7 protein-coding genes are annotated in these 16,398 nt (G+C 57.7%); 2 read left to right on the plus strand and 5 right to left on the minus strand.

The window, feature by feature from the left end; all coding sequences use genetic code 11:
* Positions 1-703 precede the first annotated feature (703 nt).
* The 4 genes from ATN84_RS09010 to ATN84_RS09025 all read right to left on the minus strand — a co-directional run bounded on the left by ATN84_RS09010 (position 704) and on the right by ATN84_RS09025 (position 11,248).
* Positions 704-1,105 carry a type II toxin-antitoxin system death-on-curing family toxin gene (locus ATN84_RS09010; protein WP_161939565.1) on the minus strand — a complete coding sequence of 134 codons (402 nt, stop codon included), beginning with the start codon at positions 1,103-1,105 and terminating at the stop codon, positions 704-706.
* A gap of 410 nt (positions 1,106-1,515) precedes the next feature.
* Positions 1,516-4,140 (minus strand): AAA family ATPase, encoded by a 2,625-nt coding sequence (locus ATN84_RS09015; protein ID WP_068881343.1) that lies wholly within the window; start codon positions 4,138-4,140, stop codon positions 1,516-1,518.
* Positions 4,137-5,261 (minus strand): metallophosphoesterase family protein, encoded by a 1,125-nt coding sequence (locus ATN84_RS09020; RefSeq protein ID WP_068881344.1) that lies wholly within the window; start codon positions 5,259-5,261, stop codon positions 4,137-4,139. Before ATN84_RS09020 ends, ATN84_RS09015 begins: the two co-directional genes overlap by 4 nt.
* A gap of 2 nt (positions 5,262-5,263) precedes the next feature.
* On the minus strand, positions 5,264-11,248 hold the full coding sequence (locus ATN84_RS09025; protein WP_068881348.1) for a DUF3320 domain-containing protein: 5,985 nt from the start codon (positions 11,246-11,248) through the stop codon (positions 5,264-5,266).
* 515 nt (positions 11,249-11,763) lie between these two features.
* Between ATN84_RS09025 and ATN84_RS09030 the strand changes: the two genes are divergently transcribed.
* A complete protein-coding gene (locus tag ATN84_RS09030) occupies positions 11,764-13,902 on the plus strand; it encodes a hypothetical protein (protein WP_068881345.1) in 2,139 nt (712 codons plus the stop codon).
* A 99-nt stretch (positions 13,903-14,001) separates the two neighbouring features.
* Positions 14,002-14,823, plus strand: a complete 822-nt coding sequence (locus tag ATN84_RS09035) for a hypothetical protein (protein ID WP_153020175.1) — start codon at positions 14,002-14,004, stop codon at positions 14,821-14,823.
* Between the two features lie 78 nt (positions 14,824-14,901).
* Here the strand turns inward: ATN84_RS09035 and ATN84_RS09040 are convergent, their stop codons facing one another.
* Positions 14,902-16,005 (minus strand): DUF4365 domain-containing protein, encoded by a 1,104-nt coding sequence (locus ATN84_RS09040; protein ID WP_068881347.1) that lies wholly within the window; start codon positions 16,003-16,005, stop codon positions 14,902-14,904.
* Positions 16,006-16,398 lie beyond the last annotated feature (393 nt).

Raw genomic sequence — 16,398 nt, forward strand, 5'->3', positions numbered from 1 at the left:
AATCCTCGTCTGCGCCTTCCCGATCCTGGCAACGGGTCTGCCTTCGCTGATGCAGTAAGCGTGAAATGTTGCGCTGAGGAAGGGGCGATAGCCAGCTCGTATTTGGCAACCGGCAACATATTCGAAGCGACTTCTTCGGGGCCGTTTCTTGCCTGAGACTGGGGCAGTTGAAAGGAGTCGAACCATCGGCATGCTATTATTTCGGATGCGTGCCGGAGGATAACCTAGGCAGATCAAGAATTTAATTTAGCTTGAACGTCCAGCAAGGGGCCGTGTGCAGACTGACCGGTATCGGCGGGGAATTCGAGAAAGCTCACATCCGACAGGGACTCATTCCGCGCGGCATTTCGCGCAGGTTCGATCGATACCGGGCTAGAAGTGCAAATCAGCGAGAGCCCTCTGTTATGTGCCTTATTTGTTGGGCTTGCTGGATTTGCTAGGTTTGAGGGACGGTGTATTCCCTGGTGTGGTTTTGTTATCACGGCGCCGCTGATCCGGTTTCCCCGTGGATTTCGCTATCGGCTTTGGTCCTGGTTTAAGTGCCATGAATGCTCTTCCTTTTTGGTTTGAGAAAATAAGCCTGCGCGTACCTTCAGACGGGGTGCACTCAACGGGGGCTTATGACACAGCAATACTATTTGGCAGTCCACACTACTTCTGGCTGAAGTCAAGGCCCAATGGATACTCAGTGATGCGATCTGGGCTATATGTCTACAGGGACGATATATTCAGAGAGATGGGCCTCGAAATCGGCGGTCGTTATGGTTCGCTCGATCAATTCGATGAAGGAGACGGCCATCAGTTCGGTGTCTGCCTCCGGGTGGATCGTGAGTCCGTTCGCGCCGAGGAATGCAAAGCCGGCGTCAAAGCCAGTCCGCTTGTTTCCTTGCTCGAATGCGTGGGCTGAGGCTATGCCATGCATGTAGGATACCGCCAAGCTGACGGCGTCTGGCTCTTCATAGTCCCAGAGGTTGCGAGGGCGCATCATGGCGCCCTCCAACTTCTCAGGAAAAAGCAGCGCGTGATTTTCACCAAGCGCTGCTGTATGGATGAGGTTGATCTTTACGACGACTTCAGTCGGTAGCCACAGCGGTTCACTTTGCAAGGATTGCATGCACCGTGGGGAAACGTTCAATAGCCTGAGAAATCAGGGCGTCGTAGTTCACAGGAACCTGCGACGGGCGCACGTCGAAGGTTTTCCGCGGGGTAGTCGTAGCGGTTGCTTTCAATGCACTCACAGCTTACCTCCTTCCGGTCTAGCCTACGATCGAATTTGACAACACCAAATCCATAGCGCGAATTGACGGGCTCGTCAAATAAACGTCGCCACTGGTGACATGTTCCAGCATAGCGGTAAACGGAACGTGTCTCCTGGTATCTATGTCAGCTCCCAGGAATTCACATTCATGACATCGACGACTGGAGTAACGGCGCAATGCGGTCGCAGAGTGGATACCCAAAAGTGCTTGGGCCGGGAGGAATAGGCCGCTTCGGTTGCTTAATCATTTTTTGCAATCACGGCTGCCAATCCTTCATCTGCAGCACATTTCCTCCGAGCTTCTGAAACGCCCGCTGGCGACAGGAGAACACGATGATCTGCTGGTCTCGAGACTGCCTGTGGAGTGCGTCGAACATCTTTTCGATGCGGTCGTCGTCCGAATAGACCAGAGCATCATCCAGGATAACAGGGGCCGGCCGGCCGTCACGCGCGAGAAGCCGTGCAAACGCCAGCCGCGTCAGGACGGACAACTGTTCCCGCATTCCGCCGCTCAGCCGGTCGACATCCTCTTCCTGACCGTTGCGCAGAATAGTCTGGGGTAGAAGCGTCTTGTCATCGAAGGTGATCGAAACATCGTCGAAAAGAAGTCTCAGCAGCGGTCCGAGCTCGGCCATGACAGGTTTGAGGTAGAGTTCTCGAGCCTCAGACCTGGCATTTTCCAAGGCGGTGGTCACACGCTGCAGGACAGCCACCTCCTTCTCATGTGCAGCCATCCGCGCGTTCGCAGCAGTGAGTGCCTCCGAAGTCTCCCGCCACTTCTCTTCCACGGCCTCTTCGGATTGCGCCCGGATCTCTGCGTTCAGTCCGGCCATGGTCTCCCGCAGCGCATTGATCTCCTTGTCGACTGCTGCTTCGATCGAGCGCGCTCGCGTCAACGTCGCCTCGATCGACGCGAGATCACCGGCATCTGTACCCAATTCGAGGACACGTGCCTCCGCCTCAGAAAGCGATTTATCCAGATCAGTTAGCGTGCCCGACAAGGTGTGCGCGCGCTCTGAACGCGCTTCTTCAGGCCCGAGAATCGCAGCCAACTGCGCCTGATCGGAAATCAGAGACGCCAATCTCGTCTCCGCGGCGACGAAGGCGTCATCGGCACGAGACTGGTCTGGCTCTACTTCGCGCAGGGCAAGGCGCGCCTGCTTGCGGCGTTCTTCGGCTTGTGCCAGCGCGGTGCGAAGCAGCGCCGGATCCTCATCCAGGTCGATGCCCTCAAGGCTGGTCGTGTTACCTGCTTCGACTTCCTCTCTGAGTTTCGCCAGTCCCTCTGGAGCAACGAAGGACAGCCGGTCTCTCGATCCCCGCAGGTCAGAATCGGCCTGCTGTGCCCTTGCCTGCCTGTCTCGCGCTGCAGAGAGGCTATTGACGCCCATTGACGCAAGAAGGGCGGTTCTTGCCGCTTCTGCCTGCACCAGTTGATTGTCGCTCCGACTGGGGCGGTTCGAACGCAAGATGATTGTCCCAATTCCTGCGACTTCAAGCCGAGCATGTCCGTCGTAGGTCCGGTCTTCGCCATCTGCCAAGGGCTTGCCGTCGAGGGTCACCGTTTCGGCTGTATCGGCTTCGTAGTGGATTGAGACTGACGGGCGAGCGGCCTCATCGATGGCACGCAGCTTGGCGATTTCGACTTCGCATGCTTGCAGTTCTTCGATGGACTTTGTCGGTATTTGCAGAAGTGCGAGTTGAGCCTCACCCTCTTCAATGCTCTGACGTAGCTTCTCCGCCTCGGCCAATCGCTGCTTCACGTCAGCCAGGCGCTTGTGCGCCTCGTGTGCCTTTGTTGCCGCGTCGAAGCGGATTAGCCGCTCGCGGAGTTCCTGCTCCTCAGCCTCCGCGAGATCCACGTTCTCACGAGCCTTTTCGATCGCGTCGGACGCCTCCCGGCGCCGCTTTATCGCCTCAGCCCTATTGATCTCTGCAGAAGATAGACTGCTTTGCAGAAGGGCCGCCTTTCCCAGAGCTTCGGTGAACGCCTTGAGCTCCCGCTCTGCCGCGTTTCGCCTCTCGGAAACAAGCTTCAGTTCTGCTTCTGCCGTCTTCAGTTTCTCGTTCTGCGCCTTGGCGGCATCGAATCTGCTCTGGGCTGTCTGAATCGCCGCCCTTCGCGCTTCTCTTTCCGCAGGACTGTCGAGTTCGACAAGTCTCGCCGCTGCGTTCGCGCGTTGGTCCAGCGCTTGGCGCAATCGGGTTACCTCGGCTGCCAGCCGCGCCTCATCCGCGGCGAGCCTGTCCCGTTGCTCGATCGCAGCTGCGTAGCGACCGCCAGCCTTCGGTCTGCCGGTGGCCGTGACCATGTCCGACAAGGCTTCTTTCGCGGCCGCCATGATGTCGGCCATCCGGCGTCCGCCGGTGACGGCCTCCACCTCGCCCTGAACGGACTCAAGCAGGCTCTGGCGGACCTGCTTTTCCCCCTCCTCCTCGATCCGGCTTCGCTTTTCGATGCCGGTGATACCTTGGCGCACCCAGAGGAGGCCTGCAGGTCCGGAGGTCCCTCCCCTGATCAAGCTGCTGATGAAGTTCTCTGCCTCATCTGCCTGGGCGACGAGACGGCCGGATCCAAGATCCAGCACACGGGCCGACCGCCCACCATAATACTGCTTGGTAATTCGGAAGCTGCCCCCGTCCGTCGTGATATCAGCCTCGACCAACGGGTTCCCACCACTATAGGGGCGCAGTCTCTGAACATCGCCCGGGGTGCCTGAATGAGGTTGGAAGAAGAGTGCATGCAGAGCTTCAAAGCTCGTCGACTTGCCGAACTCGTTGGCGGCGCAAAGTACGTTTACGCCATCTCCAATGCCTTCGATGGCAACGCCGCGGCTGGCAAACCGTTTGACGTTGAAAAGGCGAAGGGCTGAGATCTTCATGATGTGACCGCCTGCGTATAGGAGTAGAGGCGCATCAAGGCCGCCCGCGCGATCTCGCGCTCAGACAAGGGTCGACGTTCATCTGTGGACTCGGCAAGCAGCGCATTGGCAGCTTCACGCAGGGCGCCGCCGCGATCGATCTGATCCAGGTCTTCCAGCTCGCATTCTGTGGCCAATCCATCCTGATCCAGCTCCAGAAAAGCGAAATCCGGAGCGGCCCTTTCAACGGCGGCGACAAGATCAGCGCGCGCTGCGAGGCGAGTGTGCCCCGATGCCACCACCCGGATCAGCGAGTTCCTGCGTTCCCGCGAAGCCGGCAGCAAGGAACTGAGAGCAGGCTCTGGAGCGTCGCCTTCGAGCAGATGAAGATCGAGGCTACGCCAGACGAACGTCGCTGTGGGCAAAGCCTGTATATCTGGGATGCTCGATGAGCCAGCCATCGTAACGAGAAGAGCCGTGCCTGGCGCATCATGCTTGAAGCGGTCCGGCTCAGGCGTCCCGCAATACTGGGTTCGCGGGTCCACACTCACCGTGCCGTGCCAATCGCCGAGCGCAAGATAGTCAAGTCCCGCGCGTCTTGCCCGGTCTGGTGGAATGACCTCGGAGGCGGCACCCTCTTCTGAAAAACTGCGAATGGCTCCATGAGCCAGTCCAATCCGTAACGTCCCATCGGGTGAGGCTTGACCATCCATCCATTCCGTCAGGTCTCGACCGGGGCGACGGGTGGTGCAAGGTGCGGGTAACAGGACAACACCGCTCGCCAGTTCGATCGGCCGGGGCTCGACCGCGAGCACGACGTTTTCAGGCGCTTCTGCCTTCAACGTTGTCCACAGCTGAGAGGACTGCAAGGAATCATGATTACCTGGCAAGATCACCCATCTGATCTCGGGATCATGCGCCATCTCGGCAAAAGCCTGGCGTCGCACATGCGGTGCAGGCGTCTCGGTATCGAAAGTGTCTCCTGCGAGAAGAACCGTTGTGGCGCTTTGCTCCCGGGCGTGTGCAGCCAGCTGGGTAATTACGTGGTGTCTTGCTTCGCGCAAGCGGCTGGGCAGGTCACCCTCGAAATTGCCAAAACGCTTTCCGAGATGAAGATCGCTGGAATGGATAAACCGAAACATGACTACTCGGGTGTTTGAGTGGTTGACGCATGCGACCGCGCCAGATCGATCGCTTCGTCCAGCCGCGCGCGCGAAACAGCTGCAAGGCGTTCGACACCAAGCAACCGAGCCAGATCACGCGCCGGATCTGGCTGATCCAGCAGATCTGGATTGTCGGAGACGACAGAGGCGAGTTCCGCAAGCGGTATGTCGGCGATCGACCTGCGCGCTTCTTCGCTGGCCGGCTGCCGATAGGGCATGATCTTGGAAACGCTACCCGCCTTCCAGATGAATTCGCCGCTCGACTCCTTTGTGGTTTCGTAACGGCGGAGGTGGAGATCTATTCTCTCCCGGATCTTTGGACCGGTACGCAACCAGCCATGCGCACGAGATATACGCTGGGCAAGAATGTCTGCGCGCAACGGGCTTTCGGTTTCGATGACTGTCTCGATCATCCTGCGCAAGGTATCGCGATAGCCAAATTCAAAAAACTGATCTGGCTCGGCGCGGAAACTGGAAAGATCGGTAACCTTGTATTCCCGCTCGTTCGAAGTTTTGTCGCCGGCCAAGGTGGGAGCGGGTGACATTTCCGGAGTTTGAAGCTCACGGGATAGTGGCCCCGCCCCCAGAGAAACGCGCTCAGACTCGAAGGCGACCGGTTGCAACACGATCGGCTCGACTGTCGTTGTAACGTCATCGATACGATCCTCTTCGGTCCCTTCAACCTCATGTCCCATATCCCAACGAGTCGCAACGATTGCTCTTTCTGCAGTACGACGTGCCCGGCTCTCCTCCAATAGGGCCTCCAGGCTGCCATGAAGCCGCTCCGCGCAGCCTGTGGCATCGAACCACCAATCGGTCGACCAGACGCGGAGGATGTCCCAGCCGAGACCTCTCAACACCTGTTCACGGACCTTGTCGCGGTCTCTGGCGGTGGCGGATCGGTGATACGTCGCCCCGTCGCATTCGATGCCTGCCAGGAAAGTGCCTGCCAGGTCCGGGTGACGGATACCGAAATCGATCCGGAATCCGGAGATGCCCACCTGCGGCACAATACGCCAGCCACGCCGTTCCAGCTGCGCTGCCACGGCCTCTTCAAAAGGAGACTCGAAACCGCCGACAGAGCCGATATCGGCAGCCGGCAGGGCGACCGGTCCGCGCTCGGCATAGTCGAGGAAGGTCTTCAGGTGATGCACGGCCAGTGCCTTGGTGCGTGTGGGGTCGATCTGGTCGGCCGTGAATCCCGAGAATACGACAAGTTCCTGCCGGGCGCGCGTGACGGCGACGTTCAGGCGACGTTCGCCTCCATCACGGTTCAGCGCGCCGAAGTCCATCGTGAGCTTGCCTGCGGCATCCTTCCAGAAGGTGATCGAGAAAAGGATAACGTCACGTTCATCGCCCTGAACGTTCTCCAGGTTCTTGACAATGGTAGGCTCGACCCGCTCCTCGGCAAAAAACCACTCGAGTTCCGGCTCATCGCGGCGCGCGGCATCAAGAAGATCGAGAATCAGCGATTGCTGCTGCGCGTTGAAGGTGATCACTCCCAACGTCGGGCGATCGGTTTCGGGCAACTTCAGCCATGTCTTCATTCGAGAAATGGCTTCTCTTACGACCGCATCCGCTTCTGGTCGATTGGTTCGGCTCTTGCCGCGATCATAAACACCCGCTGGTACTTTCCGCAGATGAACGGCACGGTCTTCAACGACCGGCGACGGAAAGGTCACCAACCGGTTCTGATAGTAATGATGATTGGAGAAGGCGATCAGGGACTCGCTTCGGCTGCGATAGTGCCATCTCAAATCGCGAGTAGGGATGCCTGCCGCCTTGGCCTCGTCGAGAATGCTTTCCAGGTCCTTCTCGTGATCAGCGACGTCCTCCTCTTCCTCGTTGCGCCCGAAGAAGTTCGTCGGCGGCAGCTGCTTTGGATCGCCGACGATGATCGTCTGGCGCGCGCGCGCGATGGCGCCCACAGCGTCCCAGGTCGTAATCTGCGACGCCTCATCGAAAATCACTACATCGAACAACGCCTGGTTCGGTGGCAGATACTGAGCTATCGACAAGGGTGACATAAGCATGCAGGGGGCGAGCTTGGAAAAGCTCTGCGGCATCTTGCTGATCATATCCCGTATGGACTGGCTCGGTCGCTGCAATTCCATCTGATAGCGCAGCAGCCCGAGCTCTGAATTACGGGGAACGTTCTGCACTGGCGGCAAGCCGTGGGCGATCGCACTGATGACGCGCGAGGTCGCATGTGAGCGCACGAGATCGTCGATGTCGCGGAATTCACTGATCGCGTTCTCGTGCTGAAAACGCCTAAAGTTTCGCAAAACTGGGTCGGCATCGAGGACCTTTGGAAGCCACCACCTGGCATAGCCCAGGCGAAACGCAGCCCGTGTTTCATCAGGTCGGATCGCGCCTGTTTCGAGCTGTTCGACCAGCGATGACAGATTCGCCTGCATCGCCTGATTTCTGATCCGGCACCAGGCTGACCAATCACGAAGCAGATGCCTTGCGCCGATAAGAGCATCGAGTTTGTCCCTCAGCGTCGCGAGGTCGACGACATCCTTTTCAAAAAGCCTGTCGCGGCCGGCGATCGTGCTGAAGCGCCTTTGCGCCTCCTTCATGCCGTCGACCGCCGCCAGCAACCTGTCGCCTGCATGTCGGACCACATCGTCTTGGACGAACGCGCGAAGACACGGCGCAAGAATGCGGAGCGTCGTGCGCGTCTCTTCCTGATCGCGGCCCGGTAGCGGGATTGTCGCACGAAGCTCCCGCGCAATTTCCAGCACTGCCGCAACGGCTCCAACATCTGTCGTCAGACCACCGACCGGCAGAGGCTTGCCGTTCAAGAGATTCTGATCGATCGCTGAAAGGCAATCCTTCATGCGCCGCAAAAATGGAAGATCCCGTTCCGGATCCACGGAGCCCTGCTCGGCATAGCTCTGGAGGAGCTTCTGAACTTTACGCTTGCCGAGCATCGCATTCGGCCAGAATGAAGCACTGGCCTCGCGCCACTGGCGATCCAGGACGTCAGCCTCAAGCTCGCGGACGACGGCAGCACTGTAGGTAGCAGCAGCCCCGCGCTCTGCTTCTCGATAGGCATTGATGGAGCTGGCGAGACTTTCCAGCGCTTCTGCGCATCGGGGAAAGTCCCGATCAAAGACGATGGATACGTCATGGCCCCGCGATTTCTGCAGCACCCTTGCCAAGCTTAACAGTGCCTGCAGCTCAATTCGCGACAGCCGCTCCTGCGGTTTGAGGCCAAGACGGGCGACAAGTCCATTCGCCGAGTCAACCAGCAGTTCGATCGCATTCAGCAGCGACTGTGCTGCCGCCATCGCGCCATCCTGCCAACCGGAGCTCCATTCGTTGACATTGATGAGGTCGAGTGCCGGCTGACGTTCGACCGAACCGAAGACGAGACCGAGTTCGCTGGCAAGATCTTCGAGCTCGCGTAACGTCTGTGAGTCATGTGCGTCACGTTCCAACCACGACAAGCTTGGTGCCGGCGCCTCCGCAGCCTTGAGAGCGATGCCCAACGCGAGATACGGAGTCCATCCGTTTGAGTAGCGTTGGTGCAGTGCCCCGACATAGGCATTCAGCTCGTCGCGACGCAACCGAAGGCGCTCATTGATCGCGATCCATTCGGATGCATCATTCCGTCCGCCGTGTTCCCAGGCCGCTTTCAGTTGACCAAGGAAATGGCGGCGATCCGCCTTGTTCGAGTGCAGTTCGACGCAATGATTTCCAAGACCATGTGCGCGCAAGCGGCGATAAACCACGTCGAGCGCGGCCGTCTTTTCAGCTACGAACAGCACCGTCTTTCCAACGGCAAGACAGTTGGCGATCATGTTGGCGATCGTCTGGCTCTTGCCCGTGCCGGGCGGGCCAACGATGACAAAATCCCGCCCTTCGGCTGCGGCCAAGCTTGCCGCCGTTTGCGACGAGTCTGATGGAAGAAGACAGATGATGTCCGCTGGCGCATAAGCCTGATCGAGCTCGCGCTCATCGCGGAACGTCGTTTCTCCGCTTCCTTGATGAAATGCCTGCTCAGGCGTGTCGATCAAGTGCCGAACGACCCTGTTCTCGCGCAAGGCGTCCGTGCGTTCGACGAGATCCTTCCACATAAGAAATTTGGCGAAGGAGAAGGTCGACAGGGCCGTTTCGTCCACAACCTCCATCCCCGGAACATCGCGGATGGCCTGGCGCATCAATGAGAATACGCGCGGCACGTCTATCCCATTGTCGTCGAGCGGCAGGTCGCCGCTGAATTGAGGGAGGGACAGGTCAAAATCCCGTTCCAAAAACTGAAGAAGTGTCGCATTGAACCGCGGTTCATCTTCATGGAAGCGGATGGTGAAGCGTGAACTGGCGCTGCGGCGCTCAAGTTTGACTGGGACAAGTAGAAGCGGCGCACGATAGCTGCGCTCGTCTTCCGGCTTCTTCTTCCACCTGAGGAATCCGACCGCCAGGAAAAGAGTGTTGGCGCCACCTTCGGCAAAATCGTTGCGAACCTGCCGATAGAGATCGATCAACCGAGCTTCGAGCTGGCGCACGTCGAGTGGCGAGGGCAACTCGTCCCGAAGCAATGCTTCCGCCGCGAAGCCACGCTGGAGATCCCGGCCATGGACATCCCGATAAAGTGCTGCATCCCGTTCGCCGAGCGGGTTCTGCTCAGGCAACGATATGATGCGTATTGCTGCGCCGTTCGCCAGCCGATCTTCGAGATAGGCCACGTCGGTGCAAAGAAAGGGGATCGTTTTCTTGGAATCCGGGAAATTGAGGAGTCGATTGCGAAGTGTGAGATCGAGCAGTTTTTTCTGCCATCTGTCGATGCGACCGGCAGCGTTGGTTGGTTTCACCTCAACGGTTTCAGCCGGCATCTCTGTGAAACTGGGGGCAGAGGGAAGCGGCAAGTCGGCCACAGGGGCCGAGTCATCCTCCTGAACATTACGGCGGAAAGGCTCATGCGATGCGAGCGGCATGATACCGCCGCTACGCGATCGCCTGACATCAATAGCGGCCACAAAAGCATGCGCCTCTTCCACTCCAAGCCGGCTGTCCAGGGCCCGAAGCGCGCTTTCAAACGTCATGGCAGGCCGATGTGTCACGCCAGTCGTTTCAAAGACGATCAACTCGCGCGATGCCAGGGCCTTGCGAACCTCCATCTGGTCCGGCTCCACGGCATGTGCGAAGGTTCTCTTCGCAAGCCACACACCAACGGCAGCATGCCCCTCGAACATCAAGATCACGGGGTTCAACCCAGCGGCTTCCAACCCGGCGGCGAAAAGAAGCGTGGTATCGAGGCAGGTGGCGAGCCGCTCCTCAGCGACCGTGCTCGGACGCCGGATCTTCTGGCCGCGATCCTCGAAGCTTGCAGGCGGCTCGGCATAGTGCAACCCGATCCCTGCAATCGCTGAGTAGACTGCCGCAGCCAGCATATAGGCGCGCTGGGGATTGTTTGACTGGTACCCATCCAGTCCACCTGAATGGCCATGAGCATTGAGCCTTTCCGCAGCCATTCGCAAAACGGTGGCCACACCAGGATCGTTGGGCATGACGAAGGCCGGGAGCAGCTGCACCATGTCGGCCACCCCTCCCCATTCGTCGCGTGCAAGCAGTCTGACGGGAAGGCGCCGCTCGTCCAGAGTTTGTCCGCCGGATGCGATGCGAAGTGTGATCTCGCCGCGCTCTGCTTCGTTCAGCCCCGAGAGATACCCTGGATCGAATTCCACTTTTCGATCTGCGAGCACAAGCCGATCCCCCGGCACCAGGCGATCAACGATCCATGACTTCGGCCGCAGGAAAGCTGGCGACGCCGTCAGCTCTATGCGGCAGTTCTCGAAGTGTCTGTCCGTATTGTTCTCGACCGAGATCGATCGGATGACCGGGATTGCGTTCTGGTAGGACGCATAGGTGAAGCATGCGGCAATATCGGCAACAATGGCAGGATTGTCGGGCTTACTGACCTCTTGGTTCTCCGTGCCACTCATTTCTGAAAACTGCATCGTCATATCCCCCTAGCGGGAGATTAGCGACGTTTCTCAACTTTAAGAAGACTAATATTAGGACCAGAATAACTTTTTGAATGGTTTTGCCTGCCACTGCGGCACTTGGGTTCTGTGCACTAACGCTTTTGGTCCGCGCTCGTGGAGCAAACGAATAAAGAAGCGGCAAACAGTATCCCCGTGAAAGAAGACGAACCGGATGCCCGGCTATTTCACAATCATTTTGCAGTTGAACCAGTTTGAACCAATGGCTCACTATGCTGTTCCAAATATCACTGAAATTCGAGAGCCTTCACATCCAAGGTGTATTGAGATCGAATGTGGACATGCCCCGCAGAAGGATCTGTCCGGCTTGGTGTAAGATTTATTCCCAACCCGGCTGGCGCAGGTGACATCATCGATTGTATGTTCGCCCTAGAATTGCATTGAGCGCTTCTTGCTGCCTTCCCTTGACTTAAAACCAACGGACGGACAGAAGCAGGTGAGTTTGGCTTTCGGTTTGGATCACGAAAAAGATGACGCTCGACATCAGGGGAAGCATCAAGAATACCAAGCTGAGCTTAAACCAATACGTGGTTTTCGAAGAACTTATCGCCAATGCGATCGACGCATATCTCATCCGGCGATCGACTGACCGATCCACCCCGGATATGAAGATCACGATCGAAGTCGATTTCTTGCGTGCAGACCTGCTCGACGATCGCGAACTGATGAACGTGTCATGCGGCGACAATGGATGCGGCCTTGGCGACGACCAACTCAAAGCCTTTCTTACCAAGGATACGTCCTACAAGGACGACCTCTCCATCTCCGGCATCGGAAAGTGCAAGGGTGCGGGGCGCATTCAATTCTTCCATCATTTCGCAGCGATGAGGATCACCAGTACCTACCGGGACGGCGACACTGTCCTGAAGCGCGAGTTGCAGTATTCCGAACCGCAGAAGCAAATCGAGGCTGATGATTTCAACGCTGCGCCCGGCTCCAGGGCCGACATCGGGACTGTCATCCGGCTAGAGCAATTCAAAGAGGCGGTTCGCCCGCGCATATCCCACGGTGAGGCCCTCAGCACCCTCTTCTCGGCGCCGGCGCTGAAAAAACAGATGCTCGTCGCTTTCCTGCAGCGGCTCGTCGGACTCGGTGAACAGCTCGGCAAATTCGAGATCCGGTTCACCACTCGGCACTGGAAGGACGACCAGGCGAAAGTCGAAGTGCTACGGCTCGCCGATCTGCCGGCAGTCACGGCCGAGCGGGCTGTTGATGTCGAGGAGCGTGATCCTGCATCCGGAGAGCGTCTCGGCACATGGCAAACATTCAACCTCTCCCACTACCAGCTCGACGCCGAACAATATGATCTCCCGCGCAACGCCATCGCCTTCTGCGCCAAGTCCACACCCGTGAAGGACATCACGGCGCACTATCTGCGGACGCGCACGGAGCAAAACAACCCGGTGGGCGGCTTCCATCATATCGTGCTGATCGAGGCCGACTATCTGGACGCCCGCGTCAACGAGCAGCGCGACGACTTTGACAATATACCCGACGAGATTCCGACGGGCGATATGTTCTCGTCGGAAAAATTGTCCTACGCAGACATTCACGAGGCGCTTGACCCTGCCATCGACGAGATGGTCACTCCTGCCGACTGGAAGAAGGAGGAGGTGCTCAAGGAGGCCACCAACCAGTTCGGCATCAGTGAAGCGATGCTGCAGGATACAAAGACCAGGATCGTGTACGGCGAATCCGCCCAGTCGGTCGCCGAACGCGTGTTGAGCAAATACCAGAAGGCCGTCATCGACGAGACCGCCGCGATCTTCAGCCTCAAGGAGGAAATCATGGCAGCCGAGCCGGACTCCGACGAGTTCCGCCAGAAAATCCATGAGCTTTCCTGGAAATATACGTCATCGCTCAAGAACTTCGACATGGCGAACCTGTCACAGCTCATCGTGCGCCGTGCCGCAATCGTCGACATCCTCGATCTCGCCTGCGGCCAGCGGCTTGCCATGCAGGCCGCCGCCGACGGCGTCCGACGTAAAGATGAGCAGATCATCCACAGCATCTTTTTCCCGATGCGCAAGGACAGCACCGAGACGACGGATCACGACATCTGGCTGCTGAGCGAAGAGTACCAGTATTATGACTATATCGCGTCTGATCTGCCGCTCGCGAACATCAAATGGAACGATGACACCAATGTATTCGAAAGTGACATTGACGAGGCACTTCGAAAAGTTCTTGCGAAACGCACGACCGATAACGGTGGCAAACGTCCCGACATCGCGGTGTTCAGCAAGGAAGGCTCGGCGATCATCGTCGAGTTCAAGGCGCCTGGTGTTTCCACCGACGAGCATATCGGCGATCTCTCTGAATATGCACAGCTGCTTGCTGCCAAGTCCGGCGGAAAGCTCAGGAAATTCTACGGCTATCTTATCGGCGACAGCGTCGACACGCTGCGTCTTAGCGGGAACTGGACGCCGTTCCCGACGGGCAAGGGCTGGTTTCAATCAAGCGAGTTGAAGGATCCTGTAACGCGGCTGTCTCTTGGCGAGACCTATTTCGAGATACTGCATTTCAGCGACGTAATCGACCGCGCCAAAAAACGCATTGGCGTGTACCAGGACAAGCTCAAACTGGATTTTCGTCGCGACAACAACTGATCTGCGCTCGTCGCCACAGGCGCTGGCGATAGCAGCCGGCGGCAAGGCATCGATCCGAGGAGTGGCATGGCAATAAGGTCTTGGGTTCGGCGTTACGCGATGCAGCGCGTGATCTCTGTCGCGTTGAGGAAAAATGCTCCCTCAATGATCCCGACGTCGGGAGATCGCGCCAAGGACAATGATTGCTATGTGGTCTATCTTCTCGATGAAGCCGGCGAAGCACGGTTTCTGGTGGAGAAGCTGGAAGGGGCTGAAGTTCAGGGGAAGTGGTCCCACGACGGAAAGAACTTCACCGAAGAGAAAGTCCTCGCGACTTCGCAATTGTCCGATTTCACGGTCTACATCCAGCACTATTACCGAACATGGACCTTCTACAGCATAGGGGTCTGGAGGTTCCTGCGGTATCGCTGGTCGCGGTGGCCCTGGATTCGCGTAACGTTCGACCGCTTTCTACAGTCGAGGTTCAACAAGAAGGAGCTGGCGCGACAGGCTCGCATGGACGTTCTGGAACATGTTCTGACTGAGACCATGAAGGACCGGAATTTTCAGACCCACCCGACAACCCTGCTGACCCACTTCTATTCGGTGCGTTGGGTGCATCGTCCAGACAAGGACGAGCTAATGAACTACTACACGTTCATGTTGGACGCACTGAAAGAGTCGGGCGACCTGCAGGGGACCGAGCACCACGGCTACAAGCTGGCGCCCAGAGCGCTGAATACGGTAAGCGCGTTCGTCCAGGAGGAGCGTCGCCACGGTGACAACTACAAAATTCAACGCGGAATCTTCTGGCTGACAATTGCGTTGATGTTCTTCGGCCTTGTTCAAGCCGGAGCCGCTGCATACGAACAATGGTTGAAGCCACCCGATACATTCACCGGAACCCTCGGGGGTCAGCCTATCGATCTCACCCGACATTGATGCGGAGACGAGAGCTACTGAGAGGGTTTCGGGTCTACCGTCCGCGCTAGTCGAATTATCGCCGCACGGCTCTATCGTCTACACATCGCGCGCGTGCCATGGCGCGACGCTGATCATATGCGGTTCGGCTGCCACTGACATCACCTCCGCTCCCACGAGCACCTGCAAGGTCGCGGCCCATCGCTCTCCGATCTCGTTCAAATCGATGGCGAGCCGATGTTCGATCATCTCGCCTCCGCCCATGTCACCGTAGGAATACCTTTCGCTGCCAAGATCAAGCAGGCACTCTCCATCGAACTCTTCGTCATCGAGCTCGTCGCCGGTGGAGGTGTCGGTGACGGAGAAACTCTCGTGCCACACTTCGAAAGGGGTTCCGTCGAAGTATTCGTCCGTTTCTGACCACCGGACGGGCATTGCCTCGAGGGCCGGCGTGAAGGCCAAGTAGGGGAAAGTCGAAGATAAATCGCCCATAGAGAATTGCCAGTGGGTGCGGAATGATTCCCATTCTCCCTCAGGAGTCTTGCTCTGGAAATACACCTCGGTCCGCATCTTCGACATCCATTTGATCACCATCAGACGGGCATCCCGTCCTCCCTCTCGGCAGTTGTGCAGCCATTGCACCACGGAGGAGTCGCGAAGGAATCGGGCGATGCCCGTATCGTCCTCCTGTCGCAATGTGCTCCTGAGAACGGGGATCAGGTTGCGGTCCAACACAATTCGGAAAAAATGGCCGTCGAGAACATTCCTCTTGTCGACTTTCACGCGCACCGTTTTCTGATCAAGACGAAGAATCTCCTCTCCATAGTTTCGCTGCACCCATTTCTGCAGATCGACTGCGAGGAACTGGTCGGCGCTTTCCACATAGACGGCAAGATAGGTCGGCTGGATATTTAGGAACCAAAACCTCAAATGGGCGACCTCAAGGTCAAGGACGACCTCTTCCGACTTCTGGTAGTCGGCGAAAGCCAGTGTAGCTGCCATGATTCCTTTCATCTGGAACCAGATCAAGGCAGGGGTGACGATTTTGCCGTCGCCAGCTTGGTTCGTCCGCGTCAGTTGCAGGCCGATGTCTCTGCCGGCGCGGTCGCGTTCATACTCGACAAATAATCCGTGTGGCGCTGCGAGAGCACGGAATTTGCCCATATAGTCGTTTTCGAAATCATCGCGAGCGCCAATCTTCACGCTGGTCCCCCTCCCGTTTACCCGCAGCTATCGCCAGAATAGCAGTAGCGTACGCTCCCGATCATCGTGCGCCAAGCGTCAACATTGTTGCCGGCGTGATCGATGAACTAGTTGAGACCCCGCCAAAGCCGCTATCATCAGCAAGCGCAACCTGAAGGCAATGCGTTGTCAATGAAAATTCGTTCGTGGATTGCGAGCGGCTGACGTCGAGCAACGGTTTTTGATCGAGTATAGTCCTCGTACTGGGGGATTCGATGTATTTAAGAAAAATCAAACTCGCGAATTTTCGCTCGTTTCATGACGCCGAAATTGAGCTTCAAAAGGACCTTACGTGTTGGTTTCCGCGCAGAACTGAGCCGGTTTTTCCACCGAGAAGTGAGCCACCTCTGAGTA

It is taken from the genome of Paramesorhizobium deserti (genome assembly GCF_001558695.1).
GTDB lineage: Bacteria > Pseudomonadota > Alphaproteobacteria > Rhizobiales > Rhizobiaceae > Paramesorhizobium > Paramesorhizobium deserti.

Excerpts from the sequence above, each read along its gene's own strand:
- ATN84_RS09025 (WP_068881348.1), bottom strand. The coding sequence starts at position 11,248 with ATGCAGTTTTCAGAAATGAGTGGCACGGAGAACCAAGAGGTCAGTAAG.
- ATN84_RS09030 (WP_068881345.1), top strand. The coding sequence starts at position 11,764 with ATGACGCTCGACATCAGGGGAAGCATCAAGAATACCAAGCTGAGCTTA.
- ATN84_RS09020 (WP_068881344.1), bottom strand. The coding sequence starts at position 5,261 with ATGTTTCGGTTTATCCATTCCAGCGATCTTCATCTCGGAAAGCGTTTT.
- ATN84_RS09015 (WP_068881343.1), bottom strand. The coding sequence starts at position 4,140 with ATGAAGATCTCAGCCCTTCGCCTTTTCAACGTCAAACGGTTTGCCAGC.
- ATN84_RS09035 (WP_153020175.1), top strand. The coding sequence starts at position 14,002 with ATGCAGCGCGTGATCTCTGTCGCGTTGAGGAAAAATGCTCCCTCAATG.